Origin of the sequence: Roseovarius sp. MMSF_3281 (genome assembly GCF_030733685.1) — a bacterium.
Classification (GTDB): domain Bacteria; phylum Pseudomonadota; class Alphaproteobacteria; order Rhodobacterales; family Rhodobacteraceae; genus Roseovarius.
The window spans coordinates 62818-78840 of the sequence record NZ_JASHIM010000008.1 but is presented as its reverse complement, the minus strand read 5'-3'; the positions used below and the strand labels follow the sequence as shown (position 1 = coordinate 78840).

Below are 16023 nucleotides of genomic sequence, written 5' to 3'. Positions count from 1 at the left end.
AGATGGTTCTGAGACACGTCGGACACCACAAGGAAAACCCCCGATTTTCGCAGGAAAATCGGGGGTAAACTTATGGGGTAACCTGTTTCGCGGGCACCCCTTTAGGGGCGCGGAAAGTCATTCGGCGGCCAGTTGCGCCATGACCTCGTCGGAGGCTTCGAAGTTGGTGGTCACGCGCTGCACGTCGTCGTCGTCCTCAAGCGCGTCGATCAGCTTCATCAGCTTTTGCATGCCCTCAAGATCCAGTTCGGTGGTGGTGGTCGGCTTCCAGACCAGCTTGGTCGATTCACTCTCGCCCAGTTCGGCCTCCAACCCGTTCGACACGTCGTTCAAATCCGTATCCGCGCACCAGATCGTATGGCCATCCTCGGCGGATTCCACGTCTTCCGCGCCAGCCTCGATGGCGGCCATCATCACCGTGTCGGCATCGCCCACCTCGGCGGGATAGGTCACCTCGCCCTTGCGTTCGAACATGAAACCCACGCTGCCCGTCTCGCCAAGGTTGCCGCCGTTCTTGGTGAAGGTCGAGCGCACGTTGCTGGCGGTGCGGTTGCGGTTGTCGGTCATCGCCTCGACGATCACCGCCACCCCGTCGGGGCCGTAGCCTTCGTAGCGGATTTCCTCGTAATCCTCGCCGTCGCCGGCGGTGGATTTCTTGATCGCGCGATCAATCACATCCTTGGGCACCGAGTTCGACTTGGCCTCTTTCACCGCAAGGCGCAGGCGGGGGTTTTTCTCAGGGTCCGGGTCACCCATCTTGGCGGCGACGGTGATCTCCTTGGACAGCTTCGAGAAAAGCTTGGAGCGGGCGGCGTCCTGCCGCCCCTTGCGGTGCTGGATATTTGCCCATTTTGAATGGCCGGCCATGGGTTCTCCCTCGGGAATTGCGTGGTTTTGGCCTGATATAGGGCACTCCCCCCATGCCCTGCAAGCCGGTTGCAATGCCTTGGGTTTTCCGCTTGGCTGTCATTCACAACGGAGGTGCGCGTGTGACCAGTGACCAGATCATCCTTTTCAGTCTTTTCGGCCTTCTTTTCGCAATGTTGCTCTGGGGGCGTTATCGCTATGATATCGTTGCCTTTTCCACGCTTCTTCTTGGCGTGATCCTTGGCGTTGTCCCCACCGAAGAGGCCTTTACCGGCTTTGGCCATCACGCCACCATCATCGTGGCGCTCGTGCTTGTGGTCTCGGCGGGGTTGGTCAAGGCGGGGGCCGTGCAACTGATCACCAATGTCGTGGTCGACAGCGGCAGATCCCTGCAAGGCCATATTGCCGTGCTTGGCGGCGGCGGTGCGATCCTATCGGGGTTCATCAATAACGTGGCGGCCCTTGCCCTGCTCATTCCCGTGGACCTGCGCGCGGCGCGCAAGGCGGGGCGGTCACCGGGCCTGAGCCTGATGCCGCTCAGTTTCGCGACAATTCTGGGCGGCATGGTCACCCTGATCGGCACCCCGCCCAATATCATCATCGCCTCGATCCGGGCCGAGGAGCTGGGCGCGCCCTTCCAGATGTTCGATTTTGCCCCAGTCGGGGCCACCGTGGCCCTTGTCGGCATGGGGTTCGTCACGATCATCGGCTGGCGCCTCATCCCGCAGCGCGCCACGGAACAGAACCCCAGCGAAGCCCTGCACGAGACCTCGGCCTACCTGGCCGAGCTTTCGGTGCCCGAGGGCAACCCCGCCATCGGCAAGCCGCTTGGCGACCTTTACGAGGCCGCCGACGATAGCGAGGTGACGATTCTTGGCCTGATCCGCGACGGCAAGCGCCGCTATGGCAGCGCCCGCAGCACCCGCCTTGAACCCGACGATATCCTTGTCATCGAAGCCCATCCCGATGCCCTGGACGAGTTCCGCGCCGGTCAGGGCCTGGCCTATACCGATGCCGACCGGCGCGACGTGATCGAGGGCGAGGCCGAGGGCCTTGCCCTGATCGAAGCGGTGGTTCCACGCGATGCCCGGATCGCCGAAACAACGGCGCAGGCCATTGGCCTGCACTGGCGCCAGCGGTCGATCATCGTCGGGGTTTCGCGGCAGGGGCGGCGCATCTCTGACAACCTGCGCCGCGCCAGGATCAAGGCCGGCGATATCCTTTTGCTGCTGACCCCGGTGGATCACGGCCCGCAGGTCGTGCGCTGGCTGGGCTGTTTGCCACTGGCCGAACGGGGCCTGTCGATCACCAAGCAGAACATGGCATGGCTGGCCATCGGCCTCTTTGCCGTTGCTGTCACCGCGGCCTCCTTCGGGGTGCTCAGCCTGCCGATCGGGCTGGGCGCGGTGGTGATGGCCTATGTGCTGACGGGGATCATCCCCCTGCGCGATCTTTACGATGAAATCGAATGGCCGGTCGTGGTGTTGCTTGGTTCGCTCATACCGCTTGGGTCTGCGCTTAACGACAGCGGCGGGGCCGATCTTGTGGCCGGGCAATTGATCGGCCTGACCGAGGGCCTGCCCGGCTGGGCCATCCTTGCGATCCTGATGGCGGTTACCATGACGCTGTCGGACGTGCTGAACAATACCGCCACCAGCCTTGTCGCCGCCCCCGTCGGGATCGAGATGGCCCGCCGCCTCGATGCCTCGCCCGACGCCTTCCTGATGGCGGTGGCCGTCGCGGCCTCGGCGGCCTTCCTCACCCCCATCGGGCACAAGAACAACACGCTGATCCTTGGCCCCGGCGGATATCGTTTTGGCGATTACTGGCGCATGGGCCTGCCATTGGAAATTCTGGTGATCGCGGTCTCGGTTCCGGCCATCCTGGTCTTCTGGCCGCTCTAGGCACCAAGGCCCCCTTGATCCGCAAAAGAAAACGCCGCCCCGATCCGGGGCGGCGTTTCTTTATAAGCTATCTTGCTGCGGATTAGCCGCGGCGTGCCTCAAGGGCTTTCCAGCCGCCCCAGACGACCATGGCCGCCAGAACCGCCTTAAGCGCATCCCCCATCAGGAAGGGCGCCATCCAGTGTGTCCAAAGCTCGGGCATGGATTTGCCCAGAACCGCCGCCGGCCATGCCAGACCGGGAATATAAAGCGCCGCCGAGATCACCATGCAGACAAGCGCAGTCGGCACGATACCACGGGCAAGGCCCTTTTCCACGGCCAGACCGGCAAGGAAGGCCATGCCGACAAAACCATAGAGGAAGCCGGCGGTCGGGCCGACAAGGGCCAGCGTGCTCATGCCATTGGCGAAAACGGGCAGGCCTGCCGCGCCCTGCGCCAGATAGGCCACGAGGGTCACTGCGCCAAGGCGCGACCCGAAGGTCAGGCCGACCGTCAGGATCGCCAGGGTTTGCAGCGAAATCGGCACCGGCCAGCCAAAGCTGACTTGTGCGGCCATGGCGATGAAAAGCGAACCGCCCAACACAAGGGCCGCCTGCTTGAGAAGGGTTTCCTGACCGATCACGGCCCGGCTGAGAACTGTATCGCGCATGGTATCGCGTCCTTTCCGTGGTTTTCCTGTATCCAGTCCGACTTTTTCGCTGTGCATCGGCAAAAGTCAAGCAAATGCCCTTGATTTATAGCCCGTCTGGTGGGATTTGCCAAACCATGACCGATACATCCCCCCCCAAGATCGCCCTTGTCACCGGTGCCTCGCGCGGATTGGGCGCAGCCCTGGCTGAATTGCTGAGTGAAACCCATCATGTCGTGGCCGTGGCACGCACCACCGGCGCGCTTGAGGAACTGGATGACCGCATCCAGGCCAAGGGTGGGCAGGCCACTCTGGCCCCGATGGATATCACCAATGCCGATGCCATGGCGCATCTGTGCCGTTCGATCTATGACCGCTGGGGCGGGATCGACCTTTGGGCGCACACGGCTGTCCATGCAGCACCGCTTTCCCCGGCCAGCCATATGGACCCCAAGGATTGGGAAAAATCCGTGGCGATGAATGTCACGGCCACCGGGCAGCTTATCCCTTTCATCACACCGCTTCTGGGCGATGCGGGCCGGGCGCTGTTTTTCGACGATCCCAAGGCGGGCGAGAAATTCTTTGGCAGCTACGGCGCCACCAAGGCCGCGCAAATCGCATTGGCCCGAAGCTGGCAGGCCGAGACCGAAAAGACCGGGCCACGGGTGCACATCCTTGCCCCCAAGCCGATGCCCACGGCGACACGCGCGCGTTTCCACCCCGGCGAAGATCGCAGCGGCCTTGCCGATGCGCGGGACGAAGCGCGGCGGCTTCTGGGGCAGGTCACCTGAGAAAACTGCGCGGCACAATCCCTTGTCGCAAAGGGCCTGCGCGGCTACACATCATGGTCAACAGGGACAGGAAAGGCAAAGACATTGCGCATTCTCATCACAAATGACGACGGGATCAACGCCCCGGGCCTGGCCGTACTGCGCGAGATTGCCGAGGAACTGGCAGGCCCCGACGGCGAGGTCTGGACCGTGGCCCCGGCGTTCGAGCAATCGGGCGTGGGGCATTGCATTTCCTTCACCCGTCCGATGATGGTGTCGAAAATGTCTGACCGGACCTATGCCGCCGAGGGCAGCCCCGCCGACTGTGTGCTGGCCGCCCTGCATGACATCATGAAGGATGCGCGCCCCGACCTGGTGCTGTCGGGGGTGAATCGCGGCAATAATTCCGCCGAGAACGCGCTTTATTCCGGCACGCTGGGTGCTGCGATGGAAGCCGCCCTGCAAGGGGTGCGCGCCGTGGCCCTCAGCCAGTATTACGGCCCGGCCAACAAGGATCTGGACGATCAGTTCGAAGCGGCGCGCGGTCATGGCCTTGCCACGCTGCGCACCCTGTTGGAGCGCGGCATCTGGACCGAGGATGACTACGGCATCTTCTACAACATCAATTTCCCCCCCGTCCCCGCGGCGGATGTGAAGGGGATCAAGGCCGCGCGGCAGGGCTTTCGCCGCGACATGGGCTTTGGCGTACAGCCCGTCGCCTCGCCCTCGGGGCGGCAATTCCTTTGGGTCACCGGCGCGCCACAGCAACAGCCCACTTCACCCGGCTCGGACGCGGATGTGAACCTTCAGGGGTACACCTCGGTCACGCCGATGCGGGCGGACCTGACGGCGCATGACGTGATGGAGGCCCTGAAGGCGATCGAATGAACGACCGGGCCGAGGATAGCGCGGAACGCAAGATGCAGTTCCTTTTCGCCCTGCGATCCAAGGGCGTGACGGATGCCCGCGTGCTGACGGCAATGGAAAAGATCGACCGTGGCCCGTTCATCCGCGGCTATTTCGCCGAACGCGCCTACGAGGACATGCCGCTGCCCATCGCCTGTGGGCAGACGATCTCGCAGCCGTCGGTGGTGGGCCTGATGAGCCAGGCGCTGAAGGTCAGCCCCCGCGACAAGGTTCTGGAGGTCGGCACCGGATCGGGCTACCAGGCCGCGATCCTCAGCCAACTGGCCCGCCGGGTCTATACCGTGGACCGGCACAAGCGCCTGGTGCGCGAAGCGGGCGAGATTTTCCGCGATATGGACCTGACAAATATCACCGCCGTCACCGCCGACGGAAGCTTCGGCCTGCCCGATCAGGCCCCCTTTGACCGCATCCTTGTGACCGCCGCCGCCGAGGACCCGCCCGGCCCCCTATTGGCGCAATTGAAAATCGGCGGTATCATGGTGGTGCCGGTGGGGCAGTCGGACGCGGTGCAAAGCCTGATCCGTGTCACCCGGCACGAGCGCGGGTTCGATTACGACGAATTGCGCCCGGTGCGGTTTGTGCCGCTGGTCGAAGGGCTGGGGCGCGATAGCTGAGCGATAAATGCGATTGACCAAGGCCCCGGCCAACAAGGGGCAGATGATGAGGACAAGATCGAGATGACCCTTTCCATGCGCCCCTTTCCCGTGCTTGTGGCCGGTGCCGCCTGCCTGACATTGGCCGCCTGCGACGAACCGCTTGATTTCGACATGCGCGGCGGTTTGGGCGGACGTCTGGACACCGCCGAGGCCGCGCGCCAGGCAACCGCAGACCGCCCCGCCGCCGACCAGCGCGGTATCATTTCCTACCCCGGCTACCAGGTGGCCGTGGCCCGGCGCGGCGATACCGTGGCCAGCCTTGCCACCCGGATCGGCGGCGACGCAGAGGAAATCGCCCGTTTCAACGGCATCCAGACCGGCGACCGCCTGCGCAGGGGCGAGATCGTCGCCCTGCCCTCGCGCGTGGCCGAACCCGCCGGTGGTCCCATCCAGCCGCCCAGCGGCGTGGACATCACCTCGCTTGCCGGCAACGCCATTGACGAGGCGGATTCCCAACGCGTCGAAAGCAGCACGCTGGCCCCGGCCCAAACCGGGGTGGAGCCGGTGCGCCACAAGGTCGAACGCGGCGAGACCGCCTATACCATCGCGCGGCTTTACGACGTTTCGGTGCGCAGCCTTGCGGAATGGAACGGGCTGGGCAGTGATTTTGCCGTGCGCGAGGGACAGTTCCTGCTAATCCCGGTGGCCCTGCCGGGAGAAACGACCGACAGCTTCGAAGAGCCCGAGTCCGCCGAAGTCACCGCGCCCGGCGCCGGCTCTCCCACGCCAGAGCCCCCCAGCGCCTCCAGCCCGCTTCCCGCCGAGGATACTGCCCCTGCCGCCGAACCGGTCGAGACCAAGGCTGCCCCCGATCTTGGCCAAAGCCAAAGCACCGCCAAGGCCAGCAATGCGCGCATGGCCTTCCCGGTGCGCGGGGACATCATCCGCGAATACGCCAAGGGCAAGAATGACGGGATCGACATCGCCGCCAGCCCCGGCACGGCGGTCAAGGCCGCCGCCGACGGCGTGGTGGCCGCGATCACCGAAGACACCAATGGCATCCCGATCATCGTGGTCAAGCACCCCGACAACCTGCTGACGGTCTATTCCAACGTGGGCAATGTCACCGTGAAGAAGGGGGACCGCGTCGGACGAGGCGAGAAGCTGGCCGAGATCCTCCGCGAGGGAACCGCGGCACTGCACTTCGAGGTGCGCGAAGGATTCGAATCCGTCGACCCCACCCCGTATTTGGGGTGAGCGGCGATCCGGGCGAAGCCCGGCAAACGCTCCGGGGGAGCGTTTGAGGGCCGAACGGGCGAAGCCCCGGGGGAAGACCCGTCTCGCGATCATATCGAATGCTCAGTAGTATCTCACGGCGCGGCTCAAAGCATTTCCAAAAGGCCTCAAAACGCTATGGGGCAATTGATTTGCCCCCCTACTCCACGGGCTCCAGCACCGTCACCCCCACCGAGGCCGCGCGCGCCAGTTCGGGGTCAAGCGACATCGGGATGTATTCGCCGCGCCGCCAAAGCTGTGCCATGTCGTCGTAATGGCGCGACAGGAAATGCCCCGATTGCCCGGTCGAGGTGATGAAAACGCTGCTGTCGGGATCGGCGAAATCATAGACCCCGCGATAGCCCGCGCCATGCACGTTCTGGAAAGGGTCGGCCTCCTGCCCGCTGGTGCGGCCGCGCATCAGGGTGTTGTCGCCGCCCGAGGTGCTTTGGCGGATGTTCACGAAATAGCGCAGCACCGGCACCTCGCCCAGCACCTGGTGGTCATGGGTGGCCTGATGCGCGTCCCCCCAACGCAGGGATTCCAGCGCCATGCCATAGCGTTCGTTGATCCAGACAAGTGCATCGTCCAGCGCCATGCGCGCGATATCGGTGCAGGTCTCGATGGGCGAGGATTGCTTGACATCGCACCACGCCTCGGCCCCGTCCTTCTGCCGGAAGACCCGTTCGATGAACAGCGGGTCGGGATGGTTGAATTCATCGGCCAGCGGGCCAAGGTCATCGCGGATCAGGCGATCCTGAAGCGCGCGCAACCAAGCCGCATAGATCAGCGGCTCGGGCAGATGTTCGTTCATTTCGCCGTTCCATTCCGCCAGCAACTCCAACGCGCGCTGGCGTTGCCGTTCGGGGGTGCCCTCGGGCGCGGCCTCGCCGGTGAACCACAGGTCAGCCCCGATCAGCGGCAAAAGCGACCGGGCGGTAAAGCTGACGGTATCAAGCTGCGCCTCGATGAAGCTGTCGCGGGTGTGCACCTCGCGGCTTTGCATCAGGCGGCGCCAGCGAAAGACGCGCTGTGTATCCCCCCAAAGATAGCTGACATGCAGCGGGAAGGGCCGGTCGACGGTCTTGTTGTTGGTATTGCCCAACAGGCCGCCCGCCGGGTCGCGAAACCCGGGGTTGGCGGAAAAGGGGCTGACGCCTTGCCAGCGATTTTCGCGAATCCACCCGCGCGAGGGCATCCGCCCTTGGCTTTCGTGCTGGGCATGGCGGCGGGGCATCGCGCCGATGGTCTTCATCGCAACGTGGTTTTCATCCACCAGCGTCAGGTTCTGCGACGGCGCGATGTAAAGCCTGCCCGCCTCGATCGCCTCATCGACCGAGGTGGCCCGCATCAACCCCATGCCCGAGGTCACGGTGGTATCGCGCGGAGACAGCGCCGTCCAGGCCAGCGACGCCACATGGCCCGGCGGTGTCACCTCGGCCAGATCATAATGAGAGCCGGGCAAGACGGGGCCATTCTCGGTCCAGCGCAGGGTCAGGGTAACCGGGTCGGCATCCTTGATACGGATGATCGACCGTTCGGTCCGAAAGGGTTTATACCCCTCGGGTGTCAGGTATTCCTGCGGGTTCTCGGGGTTCAGCTTCTCGATATAAAGGTCTTGGTCGTCCATGTAGGACGAGGTGATCCCCCACCCCAGGCTGGCCGAGCGCCCGGTCATCACCAAGGGCACGCCGGGAATGGTGCCGCCGATGACGCCGCCGGTTTCCAACTCCAGCCGCGCCAGGTACCAGATGGCCGGGGCCGAGAACCCAAGATGCGGGTCATTGGCCAGCAACGTCCCCCCCGAGGCCGAGCGGTCGGGCGACGCGGCCCAGGCATTCGAGGCCCCGGCAAAGGCCGGTTTCCTGAACGGCGACAGCGGATGCGCCGTGATGTCAGGGGCCTGCGCCACGCGGGTTTTGCCCGCCTCGGGAAAGATCGCCGCGTATTCCGGCAAGGCGGCGATCCCGCTTCCGGGGGCCAGCGGCATGATATCGTCCAGACGTTCGGGCACATCCAGGGCCAGCGAGGTGCGCGCATGCAGCACCTCGTTCGACAGATGCGCGGACAATTGCACCGCCATCAGCTTGATGATCGCGATGGAATCGGCGGGCTGCCACGGGGCCACGGGGGCGTTGAAAACAAACATCTCGGGCGCGCCGCGGCCCAAAGCCTCGGTATTGATCTCGCTGAGGCGGGCATTGACCCCCGCGGCATAGGCGTCAAGCGCGGCGCGGGTCTGGTCGTCCTGGTCCGCGACCGACTCGCGGGCAAGCCGGTACAGGCCAAAACGGCGCAGGGTCTTGTCGATGGCCACGGTGCGGGGGCCAAAGACCTCGGACAAACGCCCCTGCACGGTGCGGCGCAGCATGACCATCTGCCAAAGACGATCCTGCGCATGGGCATAGCCAAGCCCGTAAAACGTGTCGGCATCGCTTTGGCCGAAGACATGCGGAACATTGGCGTTGTCGCGGACAATCTCGACCGGGGCGGTGATGCCTTCCACGGCAAGGGTCTTGTCGTAATCGGGCAACGAGCGCGACAGCAGGAAATAAAGCGCAAGCACCGCCACAAGCGCCAAAACGATCATCCCGCCTGCAATCCGCAGCAACCACCGAAAAAGACCAGCCATGCGCACGCGCCCTTGTTTACCCTTGCATCCCCGCGTGGGATAGTCAGAAATCCGGGGCGAGACAATGAAAAGGGGAAAGACAATGGCAAAACTGGCATTCCTTGGCCTTGGCATGATGGGCTATCCGATGGCGGGACACCTGCAAGCGGCGGGGCACGACGTCTGCGTTTACAACCGCACCACGGCCAAGGCCGAAGCATGGGTGAAAGAGCACGGCGGGCGCATGGCCCCCACCCCGCGCGAGGCCGCCGAGGGTGCGGAATTCGTGATGGCCTGCGTCGGCAACGACGATGACCTGCGCAGCGTCTGCACCGGCAAGGACGGGGCCTTTGGCGGGATGTCCAAGGGCGCGGTTTTCGTCGATCACACCACCGTTTCGGCCAAGGTCACCGAAGAAATGTATGCCGCCGCCAAGGATGCGGGCCTCAGTTTCGTCGATGCGCCGATTTCGGGCGGTCAGGCGGGGGCCGAGAACGGGCAATTGTCGATCATGTGCGGCGGCGACCAAGGCGCCTTTGACGCCGCCCTGCCGGTGATGGACATCTACGCCAAGCTTTGCCGCCGCATCGGCGAGTCGGGCGCGGGCCAGATGACCAAGATGTGCAATCAGATCGCGATTGCCGGCGTGGTTCAAGGCCTCTCCGAGGCGCTGCATTTCGCGGAAAAATCCGGCCTTGACGGCCGCGCCGTGGTCGAGGTGATCAGCCAGGGCGCCGCCGGAAGCTGGCAGATGGCCAACCGCTATGAAACCATGCTGGACGATGAATTCGAGCATGGGTTCGCGGTGGACTGGATGCGCAAGGATCTGGGCATTTGCCTTGCCACGGGGAATGAAAACGGCGCGTCGCTGCCCGTCACCGCGCTAGTGGACCAGTATTACAAGGACGTGCAGAAAATGGGCGGCGGGCGCTGGGATACCTCGAGCCTGTTCAAACGTCTGCGCAAACTGGGCTAACGCGTCTCGGGCCTTGCGGCCTTCGTCGCGCATGAACGCCCGAAAGAACTTGAAGCGCGCGCGCTATGCCATTGGCACCGCGCGCTTTTTTCTCAAAGGCCCAGCTTGTCGCGCATGAAGGCCAGCGCCACTTGCAACCCATCGGGCGCGATGCCGTGGGCGGTGCCTTTCATCACATGGGCATAAACATCCTGCCAGCCCGCCTCTTGCAGGGCCTCCGCCGCCTCGGGCAGGGATTGTGGCGGCACCACGTCATCGGCATCGCCATGCACCAAAAGGACCGGCGGGCGGCACTGCAACTCGTCCTTCAAAAGCTCAGGCCGCAACAGCCGCCCGGAAAAGGCAACGATCCCCGCCACCTCGTCCTCGCGGCGCGGAGCGACGTGCAGGGCCATCATCGTGCCCTGGGAAAAGCCGAACAGAACCACCTGTTCGGGCAACACGTCTTCATCCACCATCAGCGCGTCAAGATAGGCGTTGAGGTCATCCACGGCGGCCATCATGCCGCGCTCGGATTCCTCCTCGCTCGATCCGTCGATCCACGGAATCGGGAACCACTGGTAGCCGCCGGGCATCATCGGGATTTCCTCGGGCGCGTCGGGGGCCACGAACAGCGTGTCGGGCAAATGTTCGCCCAGAACATCGGCCAGCCCCAGAAGGTCCGCCCCATTGGCCCCATAGCCATGCAGGAACACCACGATCGAGCGAGTTTCGCCGGAATGCGGGCCCTTGCGCCCCGATTGAAGTACGCGTGTCATCTGATCCCTTCCCTGTCCTTTGCCACATGGTAGTAGGCCCAGAGTTGCCGGGCCGCAACCGATCTCCACGGGCTCCAGGCCGTGGCCATCTGGCGCAACTCGTGTTCCCTTGGGCGCTCGGGCAGGTCGTAAAGCAGGCGCGCGGCCTCTTGCAGGGCCAGATCGCCGGGGGCGAAGACATCGGCGCGGCCAAGGCTGAACATCGCGTAAATCTCGGCGGTCCAGACGCCGATACCGGGCACTTGGGTCAGGGTTTTGACAACCTCGTCGGTGGGGGCCTCGCGCAGCGCCCCATAGTCGATCCGCGCCTCGGCCAGCGCCTTGGCATAGCGCACCTTCTGACGGCTCAGACCGGCGGCGCGCAAGTCGTCTTCGCTGGCCCATTTCACCTTGCGAGGGCCGGTCAGGCGGGCCGCCTGCATCTTGGCCCAGATGGCGCGCGCGGCGGCGACGCTGACCTGTTGGCTGACAATCGCGCTCAGGAGTTGCGAAAACCCGTCAGGGCGGCGGCGCAGGGGCAAGGGGCCGGTCAGGCCCTGGGCATACGCCATGCGCGGACAGGTTAAGGTGAGATGTGAAATACCCTCTTCAACATCTTGATCTGTATGGATTATTCTTTCACTCATAATGCCCCGATCCAAGCCATGGCTTGCTCTACCGTTGCCACTTTGGGGGCCTCGGGCTGTGGGGGGCGGTTGATCATCGCCACCTTGATCCCAAGCTGCCGCGCCGCGATGAGCTTTGAGCGCGGCGCCTCGCCGCCGGCATTTTTCACGATCAGCCAATCAACCCCCAGACGCTTGAAAAGCGCCTCTTCCCTCTCCACCGGGAACGGTGGACGGCCCAGCAGAAATTCACCGTTGGGAAACGGGAAAACCCGGTCCGGCGGATCGATCTGGCGACAGATCAACCGGCAGGCCGACAGGTTGGCAAAGCGGTGAAGCGTCTGCCGCCCGGTGGCCAGAAACACCGTCGCCCCCGGCGCGATATGCCGGGCCGCGTCCTCTTCTTGGGTCAAGAAGGTCCAATCGTCCCCGGCCTCGGGCACCCATTCCGGCCTGAGAACCTGACAATAAGGGATATTCCTTTCGGCACAAATCGCGGCACTGCGCATGGATATATCATGGGCGAAGGGGTGCGTGGCGTCCAGAACGGCACTGATCCCGGCCTCCTCCAGATAGTCGCGAAACCCCTCGGCACCGCCGAATCCACCGTGGCGGGTGGGCAGGGCCATTGCGCGCGGCATCCGCGTCGCCCCGGCCAGCGAGGCGACAGCATCAGCGCCCTGCAGGGCAAGCGCCTTGGCGATGGCCTGTGCCTCCCCCGTGCCTGCCAGCAACAACAGCGTCATGCGCCTGCCCGGGCGATGATGCGCCCCTCGCGGTCGATCACCACGGTATCGGCCTGCACCTCGTCGGGCAGCATGGTGCGCACCTGTTCCAGGGTCGTTTCAGCCACCCATTGCGCCATGGTTTCCCCAGCTATTTCATAGGCTTGCAAAGCAGTATTCATGTACTTCAGCTCGGAATTTCCAAGCACAGCCGCCAGCGCATCGAAATCTACCTGGCTTCGCCCCGAGTGCAGATCCCGCGCCCCTTGGGCCAGCTTGGTCATCTTGCCGATCCCGCCGCCGATGGTCATACGCGGCACCGGGTGCTTGGCCAGGTACTTGAGCAACCCGCCCACGAAATCCCCCATGTCCAGCATGGCGTGATCCGGCAGATCGTAAAGCGCCTGCACGGTCTTTTCGCTGGTGGCACCGGTGCAGCCTGCCACATGCGGCAGGCCTTGCGCGCAGGCCACGTCGATGCCGCGATGAATCGAGGCGATCCATGCGGCACAGGAAAAGGGCCGCACGATGCCGGTGGTGCCAAGGATCGACAAACCGCCCTTGATGCCAAGGCGCGGGTTCCACGTTTCCCGCGCCAGCGCCGCGCCATTGGGAATGGATACCTCGATCACCACATCGCCCGCCTGTCCCAGCTCCTGCGCCAGGTCATGCACCACGCCTTTCATCATCTGGCGCGGCACCGGGTTGATCGCGGGCTCGCCGGGCGGGATGGGCAGCCCCGGCATGGTCACCTGCCCCACGCCCCGGCCCGCCCTGAACCGCACACCGCTTTCCGAGGCGGACACACGTGCCGTCACAAGCGCGCCGTGGGTGACATCCGGGTCGTCGCCCGCATCCTTGATGATCCCGGCCTCGCACCAGCCCGCGCCCTCATCCCAATGCGCCACCTCGAACACGGGCGTTTCCCCCTTCGGCAGGGTGACCTGCACCTCGCTGGGCCGCCCCTGCCCCCACAGCCCCAAAAGCGCCGCGCGCGTGGCGGCGGTGGCACAGGCACCCGTGGTCCAGCCACGGCGCAGGGGGGTATCGGGTTTGCGGGCCATCTCGCGCCGAACTATAGAAGTGGCAAGGACCAAGGCCAATCGGCAAATTGCCCAGATGCCTTGCCGGGAACACACAGGGGACACGCCGCAAATACCGGGGCAATCCGTCGTCCCCGGCCTTTTCCACACCGCGCAACCGGGGCATAAAGGAACATATGACCGACTCGCTCCCTCTTCCCTCGGGCCATTGGCCCGAACTGCTGCCCGGCTGGGTCTGGCTGTGCGGTGCTGGCCCCGGCGACCCGGGGCTTTTGACGCTGCATGCGGTCAATGCGCTGCGGCAGGCGGACGTGGTGATCTATGACGCGCTTGTGCAAGAGGCCATTCTGGACTGGGCCCCGCAGGCCGAGCATATCTATGCGGGCAAGCGCGGCGGCAAACCCTCGGCCAATCAGCGCGATATCTCGCTCCGGCTGGTCGATCTGGCGGGCGAAGGCAAGCGGGTGCTGCGCCTCAAGGGCGGCGACCCCTTCGTTTTCGGCCGTGGCGGGGAAGAGGCGCAGACGCTTGTGCAACATTCCGTGCCGGTCCGCATCATCCCCGGCATCAGCGCCGGCATCGGCGGGCTGGCCTATGCCGGTATCCCGGTCACCCATCGCGACGTGAACCAATCGGTGACTTTCGTCACCGGCCATGACCAATCGGGCGAAACGCCCTCGTCGCTGGATTGGGCCTCGATCGCCAGGGGCAGCCAGGTGATCGTGATCTACATGGGCATGAAACATGTCGAGCGCATCGCGGGCGCGCTGCTGGATGCCGGGCGCCCCGCGTCCGAACCCTGCGCCGTCGTCTGCTCGGCCACCACCGGCGCACAGCAGGTTCTGGAAACCACCCTTGGCACCATGGCCCATGACATCGGCCAAAGCGGGCTTGAGCCACCGGCGATCCTTTGTGTCGGCCGCTCGGTCCTGATGCGGCAGGTGCTGGACTGGCAAGGCATGATCGCGGGCGAGGCCCCGCGCAACCTTGACCCGCTGGGCCGGGGGCGTCCGGCCGAAAGCGCCTGAGCCTTGGGCGGGCTGATCTTTGCCGCCCCTGCCTCGGGCAGTGGCAAGACCACGGTCACCTTGGGGTTCCTGCGCGCCGCCGCGCGGCAAGGCGTGGCGATCCGTTCCGCCAAGTCCGGCCCCGATTACATCGACCCCCGGTTTCACGCCGCCGCCTCGGGGCGGGACTGCGTGAACCTCGACGCTTGGGCGATGACGCCCGACCGCTTTCGCGACCTCGCGGCGCATGATCCGGGGGAAACCCTCGTGATCGAAGGGGCCATGGGGCTTTTCGACGGCGCGCCGCCCGATGGCAAAGGTTCCTCCGCCGACCTGGCGCGCCTGCTTGGCCTGCCGGTGGTTCTGATCGTCGACTGCGCGCGCATGGCAGGTTCGGTCGCGGCCCTGGCCCACGGGTTTGCCACGCTGGACCCACAGGTGCGGGTGGCGGGGGTGATCCTCAACAATGTCGGCTCCCCCCGGCATGAAAAAATGCTGCGCCGTGCCCTGCCCGACACGCCGGTTTATGGCGCGGTGCCACGCAATAGCGCCCTGTCACACCCCTCGCGGCACCTTGGGTTGGAACAGGCCGAGGAACGCCCCGATCTTGAACAGTTCCTTGAAACCGCCGCCGATACCATGGCCGAACATCTTGATATGCAGGCGCTGCTGCATCTCGCCGCGCAACAAGACGTACCAGCGGGCAAACCCGCCCCGATGCCGCCCCCCGCGCAGCGTATCGCGGTGGCGCAGGATCGCGCCTTTGGCTTTTGCTATCCGCATATGCTGAACGATTGGCGGCAGGCGGGGGCCGAGCTTACCTTCTTCTCACCGCTGGGCGACGACCCGGTGCCGCAGGCCGATTTCATCTTCCTGCCCGGCGGCTACCCCGAACTGCACGCCGCACGGATCGCGGCGACGCAAAACTTCCTGCCCTCGCTGCGCAAGGCCGCGCAAACCACGCCCACCTATGGCGAATGCGGCGGCTACATGGTGCTGGGCGACGGGCTCATCGACGCCGCGGGCACACGGCACGAAATGGCAGGCCTCCTGCGGCTCGAAACCTCCTTCGCCCAGCGCAAGCTGCACCTTGGATACCGCAGCCTCCACGCCCTGCGCGGTGCCTTCCCCGGCAGCCATGCCGGGCATGAGTTCCACTATGCCTCCACCCTGCGCGCCGAGGGGGAAGCCCTCTTTCATGCCCGCGATGCCATGGGCACAGAGCTTGGCCCGATGGGCCTTGCCCAGGGCCAGGTGCACGGCTCTTTCGCGCATATCATCGACCGGGGGGAATGATCCATCTGGACCATCCGGTTCAGTCGGAGTAAGCC

At 65.0% G+C, this 16023-nt stretch carries 15 protein-coding genes; 8 read left to right on the top strand and 7 right to left on the bottom strand.

All coding sequences use genetic code 11. The features are described 5' to 3' along the window. Window positions 1–117 precede the first annotated feature (117 nt). Window positions 118–867: a YebC/PmpR family DNA-binding transcriptional regulator gene (locus tag RBB32_RS10235; protein WP_306152607.1), complete on the bottom strand. Its 750-nt coding sequence runs from the start codon at window positions 865–867 to the stop codon at window positions 118–120. A gap of 122 nt (window positions 868–989) precedes the next feature. On the opposite strand from RBB32_RS10235, the gene RBB32_RS10230 reads away from it, so the two are divergent. Continuing rightward, window positions 990–2771: an SLC13 family permease gene (locus tag RBB32_RS10230; protein WP_306152606.1), complete on the top strand. Its 1782-nt coding sequence runs from the start codon at window positions 990–992 to the stop codon at window positions 2769–2771. Between the two features lie 82 nt (window positions 2772–2853). On the opposite strand, the gene RBB32_RS10225 is transcribed toward RBB32_RS10230, so the two are convergent. After that, window positions 2854–3420, bottom strand: a complete 567-nt coding sequence (locus RBB32_RS10225) for a biotin transporter BioY (RefSeq protein WP_306152605.1) — start codon at window positions 3418–3420, stop codon at window positions 2854–2856. A 116-nt stretch (window positions 3421–3536) separates the two neighbouring features. On the opposite strand from RBB32_RS10225, the gene RBB32_RS10220 reads away from it, so the two are divergent. From RBB32_RS10220 to RBB32_RS10205, 4 genes are all read left to right on the top strand, one after another. Beyond that, window positions 3537–4190 carry an SDR family oxidoreductase gene (locus RBB32_RS10220; RefSeq protein WP_306152604.1) on the top strand — a complete coding sequence of 218 codons (654 nt, stop codon included), beginning with the start codon at window positions 3537–3539 and terminating at the stop codon, window positions 4188–4190. 84 nt (window positions 4191–4274) lie between these two features. Next, entirely contained in the window at window positions 4275–5057 is a 783-nt protein-coding gene (surE, locus tag RBB32_RS10215; RefSeq protein ID WP_306152603.1) for a 5'/3'-nucleotidase SurE, read from the top strand. Beyond that, window positions 5054–5710, top strand: coding sequence for a protein-L-isoaspartate(D-aspartate) O-methyltransferase (locus RBB32_RS10210; protein ID WP_306152602.1), 657 nt, complete (start codon window positions 5054–5056; stop codon window positions 5708–5710). Before surE ends, RBB32_RS10210 begins: the two co-directional genes overlap by 4 nt. Before the next feature lie 63 nt (window positions 5711–5773). Beyond that, on the top strand, window positions 5774–6949 hold the full coding sequence (locus RBB32_RS10205) for a peptidoglycan DD-metalloendopeptidase family protein (protein WP_306152601.1): 1176 nt from the start codon (window positions 5774–5776) through the stop codon (window positions 6947–6949). A gap of 178 nt (window positions 6950–7127) precedes the next feature. Here RBB32_RS10205 and RBB32_RS10200 read toward each other — a convergent pair whose 3' ends face one another. Then, window positions 7128–9599 carry a penicillin acylase family protein gene (locus RBB32_RS10200; RefSeq protein ID WP_306152600.1) on the bottom strand — a complete coding sequence of 824 codons (2472 nt, stop codon included), beginning with the start codon at window positions 9597–9599 and terminating at the stop codon, window positions 7128–7130. A gap of 82 nt (window positions 9600–9681) precedes the next feature. Between RBB32_RS10200 and RBB32_RS10195 the strand changes: the two genes are divergently transcribed. Continuing rightward, window positions 9682–10554, top strand: coding sequence for an NAD(P)-dependent oxidoreductase (locus RBB32_RS10195; protein ID WP_306152599.1), 873 nt, complete (start codon window positions 9682–9684; stop codon window positions 10552–10554). A 92-nt stretch (window positions 10555–10646) separates the two neighbouring features. On the opposite strand, the gene RBB32_RS10190 is transcribed toward RBB32_RS10195, so the two are convergent. Genes RBB32_RS10190 through RBB32_RS10175 form a run of 4 tightly spaced genes read right to left on the bottom strand, consistent with a single transcriptional unit; the run spans window position 10647 to window position 13706 of the window. After that, window positions 10647–11312: an alpha/beta hydrolase gene (locus RBB32_RS10190; protein ID WP_306152598.1), complete on the bottom strand. Its 666-nt coding sequence runs from the start codon at window positions 11310–11312 to the stop codon at window positions 10647–10649. Further along, window positions 11309–11938 carry a DNA-3-methyladenine glycosylase gene (locus tag RBB32_RS10185; protein ID WP_306152597.1) on the bottom strand — a complete coding sequence of 210 codons (630 nt, stop codon included), beginning with the start codon at window positions 11936–11938 and terminating at the stop codon, window positions 11309–11311. Before RBB32_RS10185 ends, RBB32_RS10190 begins: the two co-directional genes overlap by 4 nt. After that, window positions 11935–12663, bottom strand: coding sequence for a cobalt-precorrin-6A reductase (locus tag RBB32_RS10180; RefSeq protein ID WP_306152596.1), 729 nt, complete (start codon window positions 12661–12663; stop codon window positions 11935–11937). Before RBB32_RS10180 ends, RBB32_RS10185 begins: the two co-directional genes overlap by 4 nt. Continuing rightward, window positions 12660–13706 (bottom strand): cobalt-precorrin-5B (C(1))-methyltransferase, encoded by a 1047-nt coding sequence (locus RBB32_RS10175; RefSeq protein ID WP_306152595.1) that lies wholly within the window; start codon window positions 13704–13706, stop codon window positions 12660–12662. Before RBB32_RS10175 ends, RBB32_RS10180 begins: the two co-directional genes overlap by 4 nt. A 155-nt stretch (window positions 13707–13861) precedes the next feature. Between RBB32_RS10175 and cobA the strand changes: the two genes are divergently transcribed. Then, on the top strand, window positions 13862–14713 hold the full coding sequence (gene cobA, locus RBB32_RS10170; RefSeq protein ID WP_306152594.1) for a uroporphyrinogen-III C-methyltransferase: 852 nt from the start codon (window positions 13862–13864) through the stop codon (window positions 14711–14713). A gap of 3 nt (window positions 14714–14716) precedes the next feature. Continuing rightward, entirely contained in the window at window positions 14717–15988 is a 1272-nt protein-coding gene (locus RBB32_RS10165) for a cobyrinate a,c-diamide synthase (protein ID WP_306152593.1), read from the top strand. Window positions 15989–16023: the final 35 nt, after the last annotated feature.